Raw genomic sequence first — 19,115 nt, 5'->3', positions numbered from 1 at the left:
TCTGCCCGATGCGCTAGGCTTTCCGCACTGGCGGAACGTTGCCGGGTACTTTTCAGCACCCGGCCCCATTTGGTCTATCAGGCTTCGAGCCAGACGTATTCAGCAAAGGCGTAACCCATCATGCCGCCGAGCGGATTGGCTTCCAGACCCTTCAGCTTGGAGGTGATGGCATCGACATTGGTAATATAGGCGGGAATGATGGTGCCGGCTTCGTCGGCGATCATCGTTTCCATCTCGAAGTAGATCTGCTTGCGCTTTTCCATGTCCAGCATGCCGCGTGCTTCGAGCATCATCTTGTCGAACTTCGGCGACTTGTACTGGCTTTCGTTCCATGGCGCATCGGAGGCGTAAAGCAGCGAGAACAGAATGTCCGGCGTCGGGCGCGGGTTGATGTTGCCGAAGTGAACCGGCGCCTTCAGCCAGTAATTGCTCCAGTAACCATCGGAGGGAACACGCTGCACATCCAGCTTGACGCCGATTTCCGCGGCGGACGCCTGGATGATCATCGCCATGTCTACGGCGGAGTTTGCGGCATCCGAGGTGATGACCGGGATGGACTGGCCGATGAGACCCGCTTTTTCGAAGTGGAACTTCGCCTTGTCGGGATCGAAGGCTTTCGGCTTCAGGTCCGGATTGTGGTAGGGGCTCATCGGCGGCACGGGCTGGTCATTGCCGACTTCACCGAGACCACGCAGAGCCGCCTTGACGATCTGCTCGCGATTGACGATCGACTTCATGCCGGCGACGAAATCGGCATTGTTGCCCGGTGCCTGGTCCAGCCGCATGTTGAGGTTGGTATAGTTGCCGGACGTGCCCTTGGACAGAACGATACCCTCCTGCTTGTCGAGCAGGCGTAGCGAACGTGGATTGATGGCTGCCGCAAGGTGGATATCGCCCGAAATGAGTGCGTTGACGCGGGCATTGTCTTCGGCGATCGCGAAGAACTCGAAGCTGTCGACGTGTGGGCCACCGGACTTCCAGTAATTGGCATTCTTGGCCATGACCGAACGTACGCCCGGCTCGAATTTCTCAAGCTTGAAGGCGCCGGTGCCGTTGCCCTTGGAGAAATCCGTGGTGCCATCGGCGACGATCATGAAGTGGTGCAAGGCGAGGATGGCCGGCAGGTCGGCATTCGCATTTGCGAGTGTAATCTCGACGGTGCTCTTGTCGAGGGCCTTGAAGCCGGTCATCTGGGCGGCGATCTTGGCAACCTTGGAACCGACGGCCGGATCGAGATGGCGTTTCAGCGAATAGACCACGTCGTCTGCGGTCAGCGCCTTGCCGTCATGGAACGTGACGCCGGAACGCAGCTTTACGGTCCAGGTCTTGGCGTCCTTCGTTTCGATGGATTCGGCAAGCTCCATCTGTGGAGTGCCGGAAATATCAAGGAAGCTCAATCGGTTGTAGAGTGCGCAGCAACGCACGTAGTCCGTGGAAAGCGACGCCTTTGCAGGGTCGAGCGTGTCGGCCGTGGAGGCGGACCAGCCGGCCGCCTTCAGCGTGCCGCCGGAAACGGGGGTGGCCGCCACGGCCTGCGAGGCGCGGCCGAGAATGGCCGAACCGGCGGAAAGCGCAACGCCGCCGGCCAGCATCATGTGAAGCAGCTCTCGCCGCGTCGCGCCGCGACGGATCGCCTGTTCAACGGCGGCATCGTCAGAGCGGGTCCAGTTTGTAATCCTGTCACTCATGGTCTTCCCCTTTTGTATGTTTGTTGAAATGGCGTCTGCAAAGATTTCCGGCATGTCGCGTCCCAGTTCGCGCCATGCCATCGGCAAAGGCGGTTCAGCCGCCCGCCTGTCGCACGGCCTCCGCAAGGCCGGCCATGGACGTGAAGTGATAGTCCGGTTCGGTAAAGTTTTCCGGCTCGATCGTGCCGCCATATCCCTTCTGGGCGTGGCGTCGCTCGATCCAGCAATTGGTCATTCCGAGTTTCCGTGAAATGCCGATATCGTGGTACTGGCTTTGCGCAACGTGCAGAATGTCGTCCTTCGATGCGCCTTCGCTTTCAACGAAAGCGAAAACCTTCTCGAAGAATGCGGGATCCGGCTTTTCCGTGCCGGTATCATCCGCGGTGAAAGCGGCATGAAAAGGACTGCCGAGTTCTTTCGAGAAATATTCGAAGGCCCAGCGCTGGGCATTGGTCATGGCGATGAGGCGGTGCGTCTTTGCAAGCTCGGCCATGGCCGCACGGCTGTCCTCGAAACCCTTCCAGTTCCGGGCAGCATCGCGCAGGCGCTCGCCAAGGGCGCGCTCCCCCGGCAGGCCCAGTTCCGGAGCGATGATCAGATAGACGCGGACGAGATCGTCGGGAAACAGGTCGGTTGCGTCGGAGTAACGCGCCGCACGGTAAAGGCCGAGTGCCTTTTCACCGTCCACCTCGACCCCGTTTTCAGCGCCAATCTGGATCAGCGTCGATTTAAGGCCGCCTTCGAAATCGATGAGAGTTCCCACAACGTCGAAGCTCATATATTTGAAGTCGTTCAGTTTTTTGGGCAATGTCGGTCTCCGCTCTGCCGCCCTGGCCTCTTGGGAAGGCTACGGCATTTTATTCTGTTCCCGGACGGGATCCTTGCCCCGTTCCCTTTCTTGATTACGCCTGTTTTCATGGCGTTTGGTGCTTTTTCCAAGGGTAGTTTGGCACTTCCAGCACGCCGGATTCGCCGAAAAGGATCGGCTCTTCGGCAGAATATTGCGAATATGTATGGCGTTGCGACATTTCGAGACGGTGTCGCAACGCAATTCGCGTGTGGCCTCAGGCCATGGCGGCCCGCACAGCCGGGTCCTCGAGTGTCTGGTCGAGGGTTTTCAGCGTTCGTTCGATAATGGCGTCGATCTCGTCATCGGTGCAGCAGAGCGGCGGCGCATAACCGAGGGTGCCGTTGGCGAAGGCGCGCACGATCAGACCGTTCTCCCAGGCGCGATCGAACACCTTGCGCGCCGGAACTGCCGCAGCCGGCAGCGGGGTCTTCTTTTCCTTGTCGGTCACAAGCTCGATGGCAGCGAGCATGCCGCGGCCGCGAACATCGCCGACCAGCGGGTGGCTTCTCAATCCTTCCAGCCCGGCCATCAGCCGCGCACCGGCGCGACGGCCATTTTCCAGCAGCCCGCCTTCGTAGAGTTTCAGCACTTCGAGGCCAACCGCGGCGCTGACGGGATGGGCGGAATAGGTGTAACCATGCCCGACAGCCGCATCGCCCGCAAAGTCGGCTATTGTATCATAAACATGATCGGCCATGAAGACGGCGCCCATCGGCACATAACCGGAGGTGAGGCCCTTGGCGGCGGTGATGAAGTCCGGCACGATATCCTCGTCGGCACAGGCAAACAACGGTCCTGTGCGGCCGAAGCCGGTAATCACTTCGTCGGCGACGAAGAGAATGCCGTAAGAACTGCAAAGGTCGCGGATGGCCTTGATCCAGCCAGTCGGCGGTACGAGAACGCCGCCCGAACCCTGAATGGGCTCGGCATAAAAGGCGGCGACCCGCTCCGGCCCGATAGCCTCGATCTTGTCTTTCAGGATTTGCAGCGAAGAGGCGATGATGGCGGCGGGATCGTCGCCGACCGGATTGCGATAGGCATAATGCGACGGGATTTTGTGCTGCCAGTCGTAAGGCACGCCGAACCCGGCATGGAAGGCGGGCAGGGCGGTCAGGCCGGAGCCGGCTGTGGTGGAGCCGTGGTACCCTTGTTCGATGGAGATGAACTGATCGCGCTGCGGCTCACCCTTTGCGTGCCAGTAATAGCGGATGAAGCGGATGGTGCTGTCCACCGCGTCGGATCCACCAAGCGTGAAGTAGACGTGGTTTAGATCGCCGGGCGCACGGTCGGCAAGTTCGGAGGCCAGCCGAATGGCCGGTTCGCTGCCAATGTCGAAATAGGCGGTGGCATAGGGCAATTCGCGCATCTGCTTTGCAGCCGCCTCGACGATGCTGTCATGACCATAACCGGCATTGACGCACCAGAGGCCGGCAAAACCGTCGATCAGCTGGTGGCCGGTCATATCGGTGATGGTGGCGCCCTTTGCCGACTTCAGCACCCGCACGCCTAGCTTTTCATGGCCGCGGAACGAAGAGACGGGGTGGACCAGATGGGCGCGGTCCAGTTCGATCAGTGAATTGCTTAACATGGGTCTCTCCGGATTCAGCCCAGCGCCTGGCTGGTCAGTGCGAATGTTTTCAGTTTTTTGTCGGCTGAGATTTCGGCCTTCGGCCGGCGCATGGCGATGCCGCCGCCGACATGGCCAAGCCCGTGTTCGGCAAGCCAGGGGCCAAGGCCCGTATCGGCGGTGGTGTCCACGCGCAGGAATGCGCCGGGGCGCTCGGAAAATACGAAGGTGATCAGATCTCGCGCGATGTCGGCATTTTCCGCCACGACCGGGCCGATGACCTCGCCGCGGCCGAAGTCGCGCAGGCCTGCAAAGCCTTTGATGACGCCCTGCTCCTGCACGACCGCGAAACGCGCCCTGTCTGCAAGTTCTGCAAAAAGCGCCGTGCGGTCCGCACCGAAAGCCTGTGCATCGAGCGCCGCAAGCTCTGCCGGGGCGACGGTTTCCACCCACGCCACACCGGCTGGCTTGTCGGTCGCGGCTGGAATGCCCTGATGCTGCAGCACCTCGCCGCAGGCGGCGAAGCCCATTTTCTCGTAGAGCGGCAGGCCGTCGGCAGTGGCGACCAGACAGCATTCGCGATTTCCTGCGGCATCGATTGCCGCCTGCATCAGCTGGCGTCCAAGGCCCCGGCCGCGCATGGTTTCGTCCACGATCACCATATTGACGGTTGCGCAGGTGTCTCCGAGAAGCGTCGCCATCGCGGTTCCGACGACACGCCCGTTTTCGAGCGCGACAAAGCCTTTGCTTAAGGAAAGAACGAGCGCCCAGTCTTGCCTGCGGTGCGGCCAGCCGGCCTGCCGGGAAAGCTCGACGGCGGCATCGAGGTGTTGAGGCTCAAAATTCTGGATATCGATCAGGCTGGCTTGCATGGCCCAACTCCCGTTTTATTCTTCTCGTTTATTGATAGACCGGGGGTAAAAGAACATTGTCCCGACGAATGGCAAGGTTCGATATGTTTCACTGTTGCTTTTACCCGCCGCCGCATCTTATGCCGCCTGTTATTCGCATCAGGCGGCAAGACGGGGGCTGAAGGGGGAGGGCCTAGCGCGCGAACGCAACTCTCTGCCAAACAGGCGGGTGCATACGCAACAATCTGCTTTCGCTGATGGCAATTGCGGTGCGCCGACCGGGCAAAGGCTTTCTATGATCAATTCATTCCGGCACGGCCGATCTCCAAGCAAGGATGACGACGACATGACCATCTTCCGCCCGAAATACATTTCCTTCGACTGCTACGGTACGCTCATCAATTTCCAGATGGCCGAGGCCGCCCGCGATCTCTACGGTGATCGTCTCGACGAAGCGCAGATGCAGCAGTTCATCAAGAATTTCGCGGCCTACCGTCTGGATGAGATCATGGGCGCCTGGCAGCCCTATGCCCAGGTGGTTCACAATTCGCTGTCGCGCAGCTGCAAGCGCAATGGCGTGGCCTTCAAGGATGAGGACGCCACCTTCGTTTACGAGCGCGTTCCGACCTGGGGTCCGCATGCGGATGTTCCGGCCGGTCTTGCCAAGGTGGCGAAGGAAATTCCGCTCGTCATCCTGTCAAACGCCATGAACTCACAGATCATGTCGAATGTCGAAAAGCTCGGCGCGCCGTTCCACGCGGTCTATACCGCCGAGCAGGCGCAGGCCTACAAGCCGCGCTTCAAGGCTTTCGAATATATGTTCGACATGCTCGGCTGCGGCCCGGAAGACATGCTGCACGTCTCGTCGTCGTTCCGTTACGACCTGATGTCGGCCCATGATCTCGGCATCAAGAACAAGGTCTGGGTTAACAGAGGCCACGAGCCTGCCAACCCCTATTACGGTTATGTGGAGATTGCCGATATTTCCGGCCTCGCCGGCGTGGTTGGATTGTAAGGAAAGGTCGGGACCATGAAGTTCGTTTCCTATTGGCACGACACGGCGCCCCTGTTTGCGGGGGCGGCGCAAGGTCCCGTCGAAGGTCATTATGACGTCGCCGTCATCGGTGGAGGTTTCACCGGTCTCGGGGCCGCGCGCCAGCTGGCCAAGGCCGGCGCGCGCGTTGTCGTTCTGGAGGGCGAGCGCGTCGGCTGGGGTGCCTCGGGCCGCAATGGCGGGCATCTCAACAATGGTCTTGCTCATTCCTATCTCTCCGCCAAGGCGGAGCTTGGCAAGGAACGCGCAATCGCCCTCTACAGGGCGCTCGATGCTTCCATAGATACGCTGGAAGCCCTGATCGCTGAAGAAGGCATAGACTGCAATTTCCGCCGCTCGGGCAAGCTGAAGCTCGCCTCCAAGCCGCAGCATTTCGAAGGGCTGGCGAAGAACTTCGAGGCGCTGCATGCCGAGGTCGATCCCGACACGGCGCTGCTGTCCGTCGCCGACCTCAAGGCTGAGATTGGCTCGCCCTTTTATGGCGCCATGCTGTCGAAGAAGAGCGCCATGATGCATATGGGCCGCTATGTGGCGGGCCTCGCCGAGGCTGCGAGCCGACATGGTGCGGTGATCTTCGAAAATGCGGCGGTGACGAAGCATATCCAGAACGGCAGGACCCACGCGCTGGAAACGCCGCGGGGCAAGGTGACGGCAGATAATGTTCTGGTGGCGACCGGCGCTTATACGCCCTCCGGCTTCGGATATTTCCGCCGCCGCATCATCGCCGTCGGCAGCTTCATCATCGCCACGCGGCCGCTGACGGATGCGGAGATCAGGGCTTCGGTTCCGGGCAACCGCACCTATGTCAACTCCATGAATATCGGCAATTATTTCCGGCTTGCGCCGGATAATCGCCTGATCTTCGGCGGACGGGCGCGCTTTTCGGCGACATCGGACCAGCGTTCCGACGCCAAGAGCGGTGCTATCCTGACGGAAAGCCTGCACCGTATCTTCCCGCAGCTTGCGCATGTGCCGATCGATTATTGCTGGGGCGGTCTGGTTGATATGACCAAGGATCGTTACCCGCGTGCCGGGTATCAGGATGGCGTCTGGTACGCGATGGGCTATTCCGGCCACGGCGCGCAGCTCTCCACCCATCTCGGTATGATCATGGCCGACGCCATTCTCGGACGGCCAGATAACAATCCCCTGAAGGGACTGGAATGGCCGGCGGTGCCGGGTCATTTTGGCAAGCCCTGGTTCCTGCCGATCGTGGGCCTCTATTACAAGATGCTGGATAAGATTCAGTAGAGCGCGGTCGCTTTCCTGTCGCTCAGTTTTTTTACAAACCGTCCTCCACACTCGATGTCATCCTCGGGCTTGTCCCGAGGATCTGTCCACCTATCGTAAAATCAATCGGTAGCAGATGCTCGGGACAGGCCCGAGCATGACGGAGGAGAGGTTTGTGGGCGTTTCATCAGTCTAACAGCAGCGGTTCGGCCGTTTTTTGCTGCACCCACACAAAAAGAAGGGCCGCAGAGCGGCCCTTTAGGCGGGGAGAAAGAAACAGTCCTCAGGCAAGTCCGCCGATGTGAAACGTCTTTATTTCCAGATATTCCTCGATGCCGATCTGCGCGCCCTCGCGGCCGAGGCCGGATTGCTTGACGCCGCCGAAGGGCGCGACTTCGGTGGAGATCGCCCCGGTGTTGAGGCCGACCATGCCGAATTCCAGCGCCTCGCCCACACGCCAGGCGCGCTTCAGGCTTTCGGTATAAAAATAGGCGGCAAGGCCGAAGGGCGTGCCATTGGCAATGGCGATGGCTTCTTCTTCGGTCTCGAAGCGGAAGAGCGGGGCGACAGGTCCGAAGGTCTCTTCGCTCGCCAGCCGCATGCCCGTGGTGGCGCCGGTCAGCACAACCGGTGCGGTATATTGCGGACCTTCCGGCAGATCATGCTGCTTGGTGATGATCGTCGCGCCCTTGGAAACGGCATCATCGATGTGCGCGCGGATTTTGGCGATGGCTGGCTCATTGATCATCGGGCCGATGGAGACGCCTGCCTCCGTTCCGGGGCCGACCCGCATGGCGTCGACGCGGGCCGCCAGTTTTTTGGCGAAGGTGTCATAGACGCTCGCCTGAACGAGAATGCGGTTGGCGCAGACGCAGGTCTGGCCGCCATTGCGGAATTTCGAAACGAGCGCGCCTTCGATGGCAAGATCGAGATCGGCATCGTCGAACACGATGAAGGGCGCATTGCCGCCAAGCTCCAGCGACAGCCGCTTGACGCTGTCGGCAGCACCACGCATCAAAAGCGAGCCGACGCGGGTGGAGCCGGTGAAGGAAATTTTCCGCACCGTCTCGTTCGCCATGATCTCATTGCCGATCTCCGTCGGCATACCTGTGACGATGTTGATGACGCCTGAGGGGATACCGGCCCGTTCGGCGAGAACGCCGAGCGCCAAGGCTGAATAGGGCGTGAATTCCGAAGGCTTGATGACGACGGTACAGCCGGCGGCAAGGGCGGGTGCCACCTTGCGGGTGATCATGGCGTTCGGAAAATTCCACGGCGTGATGATGCCGCAGACGCCGACAGGCTCCTTCAGCACGACGATACGGCGATCCGGTGTGGGTGAGGGAATGGTGCCGCCGCTGATGCGCCGCGCCTCTTCCGCGAACCATTTCACGAAGGAGGCACCATAGCGGATTTCACCCTTCGCCTCGTCGAGCGGCTTGCCCTGCTCCGTAGTCAGGATCAGGCCGAGATCGTCGACATGCTTGATCATCAGCGCGAACCATTTTTCGAGAAGTGCCGCACGCTCCGCGTGGGTTTTCTTTTTCCACGGGCCGAAAGCGGCGTTGGCGGCTTCGATCGCCGCGCGGGTCTCCGCGCCGCCCATATCCGGCACGGTGCCGATCACCGCCTGTGTCGCAGGGTCGATCACGTCGACCACTTTTCCCGATGCGGCCGTTTTCCATGCGCCGCCGATCAAACCCGTCTGGCGAAAGAGTTCCTTGTCCTTCAAGCCCTGCATCATCTCTCTCCGAAATCAGTCGAGCGCCGCGAGAATTGCGGCCGTTATGGCATCCGTCTTGTCCTTGCCCGGCACCGTGCCGATACCCCGGCCGGTCGCCGTTTCCAACGCCGCCATGATCCTGACGGCCGCGTCCGTTTGGCCCAGATGCTCGAGCATCATGGCACCGGACCAGATGGCCGCGATGGGATTGGCGATGCCGAGATGGGCGATATCCGGGGCGGAACCGTGCACCGGCTCGAACATCGACGGCGCGCTGCGGTCGGGATTGATATTGGCGGAGGCGGCAAAACCGAGGCCGCCCTGGATGGCTGCGCCGAGATCGGTCAGAATATCGCCGAAGAGGTTGGAGGCGACCACCACATCAAGGCTTTCCGGCGCCATCACCATGCGGGCCGCCATGGCGTCGATATGATAGCTCGATACTTCGACGTCTGGATATTCCGCAGCGAGCCTGTGGGTCACCTCGTCCCAGAACACCATCGAATATTTCTGGGCATTGGACTTGGTGATGGAGGCGAGCTTGCCGCGACGCTTCTGCGCCTGTTCGAAACCGAAGCGCAGGATGCGCTCCACGCCCTTACGCGTGAAGATCGAGGTTTCGACGGCAACCTCGTCGTCAGTGCCCTGATGCACGCGCCCGCCTGCACCGGAATATTCACCCTCGGTATTTTCCCGGATGCAGAGAATGTCGAACCCATCCGCTTTCAGCGGGCCCTGCACGCCGGGCAGAAGCCGGTGCGGGCGGATATTCGCATATTGCACGAAGGCCTTGCGGATCGGCAGCAGCAGGCCGTGCAGCGAGACGGAATCCGGCACCTCCGCCGGCCAGCCGACTGCACCGAGCAGAATGGCGTCGAAGCCGCGCAGGGTCTCGATACCGTCCTTCGGCATCATCGCGCCGGTTTCCTTGTAGAAGGCGCAGGACCAGGGGAATTCGGTGCCTTCGAGCGCAAAACCGGAGCCTTTAGCGGCGGCGTTGAGAACCTGCCAGGCGGCATCAGTCACGCTTTTGCCGATGCCGTCTCCGGGAATGAGTGCGATGCGATGCGTTTTCAAGACATTTCCCCTGTTACAGTCCGATTAGGACGCTTTTGCTCTTGCGGTTGGCGAGATAGGCCTCCCGTCCGAGATCTTTGCCGATGCCTGAGCGTTTGTAACCACCGGTCGGCAAAATATGGTCGCGTGAGCGGCCATAACGATTGACCCAGATAGTTCCCGCCTGAATGGCGCGCGACAGGCGCATGACGCGCGAGATATCCCGGCTGAAAAGACCCGCCGCCAGACCGTAGGTCGGATGATCGGCAAGCGCCAGCGCCTCTTCTTCCGTGCGGAAGGTCTGCAACGTCAGCACCGGCCCGAAGATTTCCTCGGTAACGGCGGGTGAGGTCTGGTCGACATTGGCAATCAGCGTCGGCTGGTAGAAATAGCCGGGGCCGTCCATGTTTGCGCCGCCCGTCAGGCATTCGCCGCCATGGGCGACCGCCGCCTGCACGATGCCGTCGATGCGCCTGCGCTGCACCTCGGAGATGATCGGCGAATATTGCGTCGTCTCGTCCCAGGTCGGACCGGGCTTCACTGCCTTCATGCGGGCAATGATCGCGGCGGAAAGGGCGTCGGCCGCACTTTCCTCAACGATGATGCGCGAGCCGGCCACGCAGGCCTGCCCGGCGTTGGAAAGAATATTGCCGGCGATGGCGGCGGCTGCTTTTTCGATATCGGCATCTGCAAAGACCAGCTGCGGGCTTTTGCCGCCCAGTTCCAGCGTCATGGGCTTGATGCCGGTGCGGGCGATATTAGCCATGATGGCCGCTCCCGCTGCGGTGGAGCCGGTAAAGCTGACCTTGGAGATATCAGGGTGCCCGGTGATGGCATTACCGGTCACGGGCCCATCGCCGAGCACGATGTTGATGAGACCGGCGGGCAGTCCGGCCTTGATCGCCAGCTGCGCCATGAAAATGCTGGAGAAGGGCGTCATTTCCGATGGTTTCAGTACCACGGCGTTGCCGGCTGCAAGTGCCGGGCCAAGCTTCCAGCCGGCCATGGAGACGGGGAAATTCCACGGCGTGATGGCGCCGACCACGCCATAGGGTTCGGTCATGATCATGCCGAGGCTCGCATCGTCGGTCGGCACAAGATCGCCGCCTTCCTTGTCCGCGAATTCGGCGAAGAAGCGGATTTGCTCGGCGGTGACGGCGATATCGCCGGCGATCAGCTGGCCCACCGGCCGTGTTGAGGAGAGCGCCTCGATTTTCGCCAGCGTTTCGGCTTCCGCTTCGATCAGGTCGGCCCAGCGCTGCAAGACCTTGGTGCGCTCACGCGGCCGCACGCCGCCCCAGTTGCTGCTCTTCAGCGCGGCCTTGGCGGTCTGCACCGCCTCATCGACCAGCGCCGCATCGGCCTTCGGGCAACCGGCATATTCGATGCCGTCCGAGGGGCGGTGCATGTCGATGCCATTTTTAGCCGGGATCAGCCGGTCGCCGATGAAATGGCCGATCGGCAGGGACAGGTTGTCTGGATCGAAGCTGAGCGTCATGGGGAATCCTCTGTGGATATGCCTTTACGCTACCCCCTGATGGCAAGCAGCATCCACCGACTGCGGTGTGGGTGGTGAACGAAAATCCTGTTTTGCAGGCGGCACACGGCGCAATCTTCGGCGCGCATAAGTCCCTCATTGAGAATTGCGGCAGCCGGGCCAAAAGACGATCAGGCATGATACCCATACCGGCATCGGTCTGACATCCTGTTGCGGGCTGGCGGTTTCCTGCACGCCAGCCCGCAATGCCGAAAATTCCGCTTAACAAATCACCCGGTGACCGTAACGTAAATCTTGCGCACGGTTTCGATGGTCTTCCAGACGCCGACGAAGCCGGGCTTCATCACGAAGCTGTCGCCTGCGGTGTAACGCTGCGGTTCGCCACCGTCCGGCGTGATTTCGATAACGCCTTCAACGATGTGGCAAAACTCGAAGGTCTCGCCCTTGATCGAGCGGTTTTCACCGGGGGTTGCTTCAAAGATGCCGGTGCGCACGGTGCCGTCGCGGGCTTCGTCCAGCGCCCAAACCCTGGTTGTCGGATCGCCGGAGACAAGGCGTTCAGGCAGGACCTTGGAGGTCTTCGGCTCGAAAGCGGGGTGGGTGTCGATGGTCTTGAGAAGTGGCATGGGTGTCCTTTCCTGGAACGGGATGATCAATATCCGCGATTGCGGTCGACGAGGCCGAGCGGTTCGAGACCGGACTGGTATCGTTTGATGTTCTCGACAACGGTGCGGGCGGCGGAATGCGGCTGGGTGACGCTGGCGATATGCGGCGTCAGGAGAATTTTCGGATGCGACCAGAAACGATGGTCTTCCGGCAGGGGCTCCGGATCGGTGACATCGATGACGGCGCCTGAAAGCCCGCCGCTATCCAGCGCGTCGATGAGGGCCTCGTGGTCAAGCTGTTTGCCGCGCCCGGCATGAACCAGGCCAGCCCCTTCGGGCAGCATGGCCAGATGCTCGGCATTCAGAAGCCCTGTCGTCTCGTCGGTCAGCGGCAGCAGGCAGACGAGAATATCGCTGGTGGAGAGGATGGTGGCCAGCCCCTCAGCGCCATGGAGGCAGGTCACGCCATCGATGTCGCGCGGTGAGCGGCTCCAGCCGGAAAGCGGGAAACCGAAAGGTTTAAGCCGCTCCAGCGCCGCAACGCCCAGCATGCCGAGACCAAGAACGCCCACCCGGCACTCTTCCGCCTGCCGCTGGGGCCGGGCTTTCCACAATTGCTCGCGCTGCTGGTTCAGATAGACCGGCAGGTTGCGGTGAAGGGCAAGCACGCCGAGGCAGATATATTCCTGCATCATGCGGATGATGCCCTCATCCACCATGCGCACGACTTTCACCGTTTCGGGGATGGTCTCGATGTGAAACTGGTCGACGCCTGCGCCGATCGAAAACAGCACTTCGAGATTGCGATACCGGGCAATATCCTGCGGCACCGTCCAGGTGATGAGGTAACGGACGGCATCCGGATCGACGCTGGACGCATCCATCGAAAACGGCAGATCAGGCAGCTCTGCGGCCAGAGCCTGCCGGAATATCTCGCCGCGCTTTGCGTCGGAGTTGAAGAGAAACGTCATCTGAAATCCATGCTTCCCGAAGGTTTAAGCCGTGCAGCGGCTGCCAAGCGTTTCCAGCATCGACTGGCAGGCGGAAAGTTCGCTTGTCGTTATGAACTCGTCCGGTTTGTGGGCGCGGCCGATATCGCCCGGCCCGCAGATGATGGCGTCGATGCCCGCCGCCTGGAACAGCCCCGCCTCCGTGCCGTAGCTGACGGCGGCGAGACAAGCGGTGCTGGTCAGTTCCTCCAGAAGCAGGACGAGCGGAGTATCGGCCGCCAATGAAAGCGCCGGATAATCGCTCATCGGCGTCCAGTCGATATCGATGCCCTTTGCGGCAAATGCCTCCACGCTCTCCCGCACCGGCTGCAGCAGGGCAAGCGGCGAGACGCCTGAAATGGCCCGTGCCTCCAGCTCGATGGCTGAGAAATCGGGGATGATGTTGATCGCCTGACCGCCTTTGACCGTGCCGATCTGAAGCGAGGAATAGGGTGGCTCGAAGGTTGTTTCGAACGGTCCGCGCGTCAGCGCATCCGCCGTCTCGACGGCCTTCGCCATAATGCTCGTCATCAGGTGGATGGCGTTCACGCCCTGATCGGGACGCGACGAATGGCCGGAGCGGCCACGGATGGTGATGCGTGCTGCGGCCTTGCCCTTGTGAGCGCGCACAGCCCGCATATGGCTTGGCTCGCCGATGATCGCCCCCGCCGGTCTTGTGCACAACTCCGGCAATCGGGCAATGAGGTGGGGAACGCCACGGCAGCCCGCCTCCTCGTCATAGGAAAAGGCAATGTGTATGGGCCGCTTCAGCGCCATGCGTGAAAAAGCCGGAGCTGCAGCGAGAACCGTGGCCAGGAAGCCCTTCATGTCGGTGGTTCCGCGTCCGTAAAGACGGTCCCCTTCGGTTCTGAGCGTAAAGGGATCGGAAGACCATTCCGGCTCTCCGGCGGGAACCACATCCATGTGGCCGGACAGAACATAGCCGGCGGCGTCGGCAGGTCCGAAGGTGGCAAACAGATTGGCGCGGTCGCCCTCGGGCCCCGGCAGCAGCGATACTTTCGCGCCGTGGCTCTCCAGATAATCGGCAATCCATCCGGCAATGTCGCCATTGGCGGTGCCAACCACCGATGGGAAACCGACAAGACGCTCAAGGATTTCGATTGCGTTCATGGCCGTCTCCGCTGGCCGGCCGCTTACGCTTGACCGGATTGTCATCGCAAAAGCTTAGAATGGTCTGCGGCGTTTATCTGCCGAAATGCGGATGATTTCGGTAGATTGTTGTGTCCTTCCAGTGCTTTCAGGAAATTCGTGCTGGTGAGGCTGGTTATCTTCGGGTGTCGTGGCTGGGCTGCCTGGACCGAATGACGGTTCCGCGCAGAAGGGATGAGGGCCGTTTGGTATGGACCTGCTCAAAGTCGATAGTTTCGAGTTGCGGACGGTGGATATCGCCGAAATGGATGCCGATCATCTGCATGCGCTTTCCATGGCTGTCGGGTGGCGTTATCACGCAAATGAATGGTGTTTCCTGCGCCAGTGCGGCGTTGGACTTGCCGCGCTGGACGAGATTGACCGCGTTGTCGCAACCGCGATGCTCTTTCCCTATGCCGAGGGTTTTGCAACACTCGGCATGGTCATCGTTTCCCCACGCCTGCAGGGGCAGGGCGTCGCACCATGGCTGGTGCGGCAGTTGATCGCGAAATTCCCCACCGTCTCCCTGCGGCTGAATGCGACGGACGTGTCGCGGCGGCTGTTTTCCGGGCTCGGCTTTGTGGGAGATACGGAAAAAGTGCATCTCCTTCGGGGAAAGCCGCTGTGTCCTGTCGAAATGCCCACACCTGGTAAGAAAAGAAGGATCGAGCCACTGTCGGAAGATCATCTGGCGGACGTGGTGGCGATCGACCGGCTAGCCTTTGGCGTCTCGCGCCGTGGCGTCCTCCAGCGGCTTCTGAAGGAGAATACGGGTTACGGATTGTTTGAGGCGGATCACCTCATCGCTTTTGCATTGCGCCGAGTGGCGGGGCGGGGCCACATCGTCGGCCCGGTCGTTGCGCGCGAGGAAACCGATGCGATCGCGCTGGTCCAGCGGCATTTTGCCGATCTGGATGATCAGCTGGTGCGCCTCGATGCCGTGTGCGACAGCGGACTTTTCACCGATTTTCTGGTGCAATCCGGGTTGGTGGTGATCGAGACGCTGACCACCATGTCGAAAGATGGGCCTCAACCGGTCGGCTCGGGCGCGGCGAAAATTTTCGCGCTGGCAGGCCCGTCTTTGTGCTGAGCTGCGGCACTATCGCAATTGACGCCCCGCCGCTTGGCCCGTATGTCAGAAACCGACGGTTCCTGAAGCCGAAGGGCAAAGGGATTAATAGGGAACATGGTGCGGGTGATCTTTTTCGCCCAATGCCGTGGCTGCCCCCGCAACTGTAAGCGGATTGCCGTTCATCCCCGTGACGCCTGAAAGCGTCATGCCACTGTATCCTCCGGGATACGGGAAGGCAGATGAACGGTGCATATTCGCGAGCCAGGAGACCTGCCGTCATAATATGGACCATCGTTACGGGCGGGGATGCCCGGAAGAGGAGCTGATTATGACCTTTCCGTCTGCGGAAACGTATTCCGTGCCCCGTTCTCCATCTCCACACACGCCGTCCGTTTGTCGCCACACGTTTTGATACGCGCCGCTTCGGATCAAGCCACCCAATTTAGACTGGAGAACATATGTTTCATTTCAAACACCTGCCGGTTACTGCCGCTCTTATGGCCGCCGCATTTGCCGCCGGCACGGCCCATGCCACTGAGACCGTCTATCCGCTGACGATCAACAGCTGCGGCGAGGATATCACCTTCAGGCAGGCGCCTTCGCGCACTGTCTCCGTTGGCCAGAGCACGACCGAGGTTCTTTATCTGCTCGGTGTTGCCGACAGGGTGGTTGGCACGGCGCTGTGGATCGGCCCGGTTCTGAAGGGTTACGAGGAGGCCAATGCAAAGGTCGAGCGGCTGGCTGACAATGATCCGAGTTTCGAGGCCGTGGTCGGCAAGAAGCCGGACCTCGTGACGACGCAGTTCCAGTGGCAGATCGGTCCGGAGGGTGTTGTCGGAACACCGGCGCAATTCGCCGAGCTCGGTATTCCCGTTTATACCTCGCCCGCCGATTGCATGGGCAAGGACAATTCCGGCGGCGGCGATGGCGTGCGCAACACCGTCTTCACCATGGACCTCATCTATCAGGAAATCCGCGACCTCGCCAAGATCTTCAACGTGCAGGACCGCGGCGAGGAAGTTGTTGCCGACCTGAAGAAGCGCGAAGAGGCAGCCCGCACCAAGATTGCATCGGCGAATGGCAAGCTTTCCGCCGTCTTCTGGTTCTCCAGCGCCGAGCTCGATATCGATCCCTATGTGGCCGGCCGCAAGGGTGCGCCGGGTTACATCATGTCCGCGCTCGGGCTGAAAAATGTCATCGAAAGCGATGAGGAATGGCCAACCGTTGGCTGGGAAACCATCGCCAAGGCCAATCCGACCGTGATCGTCGCCGGCCAGATGGATCGCCGCCGTTTCCCCGCCGATGATGTTGCCGTCAAGCGCAAGTTCCTTGCGACCGATCCGGTTGCCAGCATCATGCCGGCCGTCAAGGACAAACACGTCTTCGACATGGACGCGCAGGCGATGAACCCGACCATCCGCACGATTGAGGGCATCGAAACGCTGGCCGAGGCGATTTCCGCCGCCGGCCTCGCCAAGTGAACGGTTTTTCCGTCCATCTCGGCAGGGTGGGTCTGGCTTTTGCCGCACTCGCCCTGCTGCTTGTTGCGCTGATGGCCGGTGCGGCCATCGGCGAAACCGCCATTCCGTTCGATGTGGTGGCGAAAACCATCGCCAACCGTGTCTTCCACGCGGGTTATCCGCTGGAGCCGCTGGATGAGGGCATCGTCTGGAGTTACCGCCTCAGCCGCGCCGTCGTCGCCGCCTGTTGCGGTGCTTCGCTGGCGCTCGCCGGTGCGGTGCTGCAATCGCTTTTGCGCAATCCGCTCGCCGATCCCTATATTCTCGGCATCTCCGCCGGTGCGTCCACTGGCGCCGTCGCGGTGGCGCTTCTGGGCTTCGGCGCCGGGTTCCTGACGATGCCGGCAGGCGCTCTGATCGGTGCTTTTGTCGCTTTTTCGCTGGTCAGCCTTCTGGCGGTCAGGGCCGGACACGGCAACAGCGCCATCATTCTGGCGGGGGTCGCCGGTTCGCAGCTGTTCAACGCCTTGACGTCTTTCATCGTCACCAAATCCGCCAATGCAGAACAGGCGCGCGGCATCATGTTCTGGCTTCTGGGCAATCTTTCGGGGGTACGCTGGCCGGATGCCTGGCTGGCTTTGCCGGTCAGCCTTGCGGGTCTTGCGGTCTGCCTCTGGTATGCCCGCGCACTCGATGCCTTCGCCTTCGGCGGTCAGGCCGCAGCCTCGCTTGGCATCCCCGTGCGCTGGGTCTATGCGGTGCTGATCTCGGTTTCGGCGATCATGACGGCGGTCATGGTGTCGCTGGTCGGCTCCATCGGCTTCGTCGGCCTCGTCATTCCGCATGCGGCGCGCATCTTCGTGGGCGTTCGCCATGGGCTGTTGCTGCCGGTGACGGCGCTGACCGGTGCGATTTTCATGATCGTCGCCGATATTCTCTCCCGCATCGTCATTCCCGGCCAGGTCCTGCCGATCGGGGTCATCACCGCGCTCGTCGGTGCGCCCGCCTTTGCCTTCATCCTCGGGCAGAAAAGGGGGCGGTCATGAGATTGTCCGCCTACGATCTGCATTTCCATGCCGGCAACATCGAAATCGTCCGCGGCGTTTCGCTGGATGTGGGTTCCGGCCAGTTCCTCGGCATTATCGGGCCGAACGGCTCGGGCAAAAGCACGCTTCTTTCCATGCTGGCCGGCATCCGCAAACCGCGCAGAGGTCACGTCACGCTTGGCGAGGAGCCGCTTGCCTCATTCGGGCGGCGCGAGCTTGCCCGCAGGCTCGCCTTCGTGGAGCAGCAGGCCGAAACCACCGAACGTATCAGCGCGCGACAGGCTGTCGAACTTGGACGCACACCCTATCTCGGTCCGCTTTCCGCATGGTCGTCAAAGGATGACGCCATCGTCGATGCGGCGCTTGAAAATGTCGACATGGCGGACAAGGCGGATCGAAGCTGGCATCACCTTTCCGGCGGCGAACGGCAGAGGCTGCACATCGCCCGCGCGCTGGCGCAGGAGCCACATATCCTGCTTCTGGACGAGCCGACCAACCATCTCGACATCGGCCACCAGATCGGCCTGCTCGATCTGGTGCGCCGGCAGGGCCTGACGGTCGTGGCGGCGCTGCACGATCTCAACCATGCCGCCATGTTCTGCGACCGCGTCGCCATCTTGCACCGGGGCGAATTGATTGCGGTCGGTCCGCCGCAGGATGTTCTGACTTCGGCGACGATCGCTTCCGTCTTCGGGGTGCAATCCGTTGTCACCACGGATGAAGGCGGCTTTTCCCACATTCGTTTTCTGCCCGCCCACGGGGCGGCTGATCATGCAAGGAAAGTACTGGCACGATGGTGAAACTGATTGCTCCTGATGCGAAATGGCTTTGCGCTTTAGCTGGCATTGCCTTGGCGGCAAACGCAGTTTTTCCCCTTCCCGCCACAGCCGAAACCTTCGAGGTGAAGATGCTGAACCGGGGCGAAAAAGGCCCGATGGTGTTTGAACCCGATTTTCTCGAGATCGCCCCCGGTGATCGCGTCCGCTTCGTGCCGACGCATAAGAGCCACAATGCCGCGACCATTGACGGCATGGTTCCCGAAGGTGTTGAGGGGTTCAAAAGCCGGATCAATGAAGAATTCGAGACCGGTTTCGAGCAGCCGGGCTTTTATGGCATCAAATGCTCGCCGCATTACGGCATGGGCATGGTGATGTTGATCAAGGTGGGTGAGGCGGCCTTGCCGCAGAGCTACAAAACCGTGGATGTGCCCGGTCGCGCGAAGCCCCGCTTCGAGGAATTCTTCGAGCGGGCGGAAAAATGAGGTGCCGGCGCTGAGT

Annotated in this window: 17 protein-coding genes and 1 riboswitch; of the genes, 7 read left to right on the top strand and 10 right to left on the bottom strand. The window is 61.2% G+C overall.

The annotated features are described in order from the left end of the window. Positions 1-77 precede the first annotated feature (77 nt). The 4 genes from G3A56_RS18855 to G3A56_RS18840 all read right to left on the bottom strand — a co-directional run bounded on the left by G3A56_RS18855 (position 78) and on the right by G3A56_RS18840 (position 4,977). Entirely contained in the window at positions 78-1,688 is a 1,611-nt protein-coding gene (locus G3A56_RS18855; RefSeq protein WP_082186061.1) for an ABC transporter substrate-binding protein, read from the bottom strand. Between the two features lie 94 nt (positions 1,689-1,782). Next, entirely contained in the window at positions 1,783-2,466 is a 684-nt protein-coding gene (locus tag G3A56_RS18850; protein ID WP_425503384.1) for an HAD-IA family hydrolase, read from the bottom strand. A 286-nt stretch (positions 2,467-2,752) separates the two neighbouring features. Further along, a complete protein-coding gene (locus tag G3A56_RS18845) occupies positions 2,753-4,126 on the bottom strand; it encodes an aspartate aminotransferase family protein (protein ID WP_082185681.1) in 1,374 nt (457 codons plus the stop codon). 14 nt (positions 4,127-4,140) lie between these two features. Next, positions 4,141-4,977, bottom strand: a complete 837-nt coding sequence (locus G3A56_RS18840; protein WP_082185682.1) for a GNAT family N-acetyltransferase — start codon at positions 4,975-4,977, stop codon at positions 4,141-4,143. A 325-nt stretch (positions 4,978-5,302) separates the two neighbouring features. On the opposite strand from G3A56_RS18840, the gene G3A56_RS18835 reads away from it, so the two are divergent. Beyond that, positions 5,303-5,971 (top strand): haloacid dehalogenase type II, encoded by a 669-nt coding sequence (locus G3A56_RS18835; RefSeq protein WP_082186062.1) that lies wholly within the window; start codon positions 5,303-5,305, stop codon positions 5,969-5,971. A 15-nt stretch (positions 5,972-5,986) separates the two neighbouring features. Then, positions 5,987-7,261: an NAD(P)/FAD-dependent oxidoreductase gene (locus G3A56_RS18830; RefSeq protein ID WP_082185683.1), complete on the top strand. Its 1,275-nt coding sequence runs from the start codon at positions 5,987-5,989 to the stop codon at positions 7,259-7,261. 262 nt (positions 7,262-7,523) lie between these two features. On the opposite strand, the gene G3A56_RS18825 is transcribed toward G3A56_RS18830, so the two are convergent. From G3A56_RS18825 to argE, 6 genes are all read right to left on the bottom strand, one after another. Further along, positions 7,524-8,981 (bottom strand): NAD-dependent succinate-semialdehyde dehydrogenase, encoded by a 1,458-nt coding sequence (locus tag G3A56_RS18825; RefSeq protein WP_082186063.1) that lies wholly within the window; start codon positions 8,979-8,981, stop codon positions 7,524-7,526. Between the two features lie 15 nt (positions 8,982-8,996). Continuing rightward, positions 8,997-10,040, bottom strand: a complete 1,044-nt coding sequence (locus G3A56_RS18820; protein WP_082185684.1) for a tartrate dehydrogenase — start codon at positions 10,038-10,040, stop codon at positions 8,997-8,999. Positions 10,041-10,053: 13 nt separating this feature from the next. After that, positions 10,054-11,517, bottom strand: a complete 1,464-nt coding sequence (locus G3A56_RS18815) for an aldehyde dehydrogenase family protein (RefSeq protein WP_082185685.1) — start codon at positions 11,515-11,517, stop codon at positions 10,054-10,056. 269 nt (positions 11,518-11,786) lie between these two features. Next, positions 11,787-12,143 carry a cupin domain-containing protein gene (locus G3A56_RS18810; RefSeq protein ID WP_035243536.1) on the bottom strand — a complete coding sequence of 119 codons (357 nt, stop codon included), beginning with the start codon at positions 12,141-12,143 and terminating at the stop codon, positions 11,787-11,789. Positions 12,144-12,169: 26 nt separating this feature from the next. Next, on the bottom strand, positions 12,170-13,093 hold the full coding sequence (locus tag G3A56_RS18805; protein ID WP_082185686.1) for a 2-hydroxyacid dehydrogenase: 924 nt from the start codon (positions 13,091-13,093) through the stop codon (positions 12,170-12,172). Between the two features lie 24 nt (positions 13,094-13,117). Then, the gene (gene argE / locus G3A56_RS18800) at positions 13,118-14,242 is read right to left on the bottom strand and encodes an acetylornithine deacetylase (RefSeq protein ID WP_082185687.1); all 1,125 of its coding nucleotides are present in this window, start codon (positions 14,240-14,242) and stop codon (positions 13,118-13,120) included. A 229-nt stretch (positions 14,243-14,471) separates the two neighbouring features. On the opposite strand from argE, the gene G3A56_RS18795 reads away from it, so the two are divergent. From G3A56_RS18795 to G3A56_RS18775, 5 genes are all read left to right on the top strand, one after another. Further along, positions 14,472-15,350 carry a GNAT family N-acetyltransferase gene (locus tag G3A56_RS18795; protein ID WP_003500464.1) on the top strand — a complete coding sequence of 293 codons (879 nt, stop codon included), beginning with the start codon at positions 14,472-14,474 and terminating at the stop codon, positions 15,348-15,350. 39 nt (positions 15,351-15,389) lie between these two features. Continuing rightward, positions 15,390-15,624, top strand: a riboswitch (cobalamin riboswitch). A 166-nt stretch (positions 15,625-15,790) separates the two neighbouring features. Beyond that, positions 15,791-16,813 (top strand): ABC transporter substrate-binding protein, encoded by a 1,023-nt coding sequence (locus tag G3A56_RS18790; protein WP_082185688.1) that lies wholly within the window; start codon positions 15,791-15,793, stop codon positions 16,811-16,813. Beyond that, a complete protein-coding gene (locus G3A56_RS18785; protein WP_082185689.1) occupies positions 16,810-17,838 on the top strand; it encodes a FecCD family ABC transporter permease in 1,029 nt (342 codons plus the stop codon). Before G3A56_RS18790 ends, G3A56_RS18785 begins: the two co-directional genes overlap by 4 nt. Further along, the gene (locus G3A56_RS18780) at positions 17,835-18,638 is read left to right on the top strand and encodes an ABC transporter ATP-binding protein (protein ID WP_082185690.1); all 804 of its coding nucleotides are present in this window, start codon (positions 17,835-17,837) and stop codon (positions 18,636-18,638) included. The genes G3A56_RS18785 and G3A56_RS18780 overlap by 4 nt, the downstream gene beginning before the upstream one ends. After that, complete coding sequence (locus G3A56_RS18775; RefSeq protein ID WP_082185691.1) at positions 18,632-19,099, top strand: pseudoazurin; 468 nt, start codon at positions 18,632-18,634, stop codon at positions 19,097-19,099. Before G3A56_RS18780 ends, G3A56_RS18775 begins: the two co-directional genes overlap by 7 nt. The last annotated feature ends 16 nt before the right edge of the window (positions 19,100-19,115 follow it).

The organism is Rhizobium oryzihabitans, assembly GCF_010669145.1.
In the GTDB taxonomy this organism is placed as follows: Bacteria; Pseudomonadota; Alphaproteobacteria; order Rhizobiales; family Rhizobiaceae; genus Agrobacterium; species Agrobacterium oryzihabitans.
This window is presented reverse-complemented; position numbering and strand designations above follow the sequence as displayed.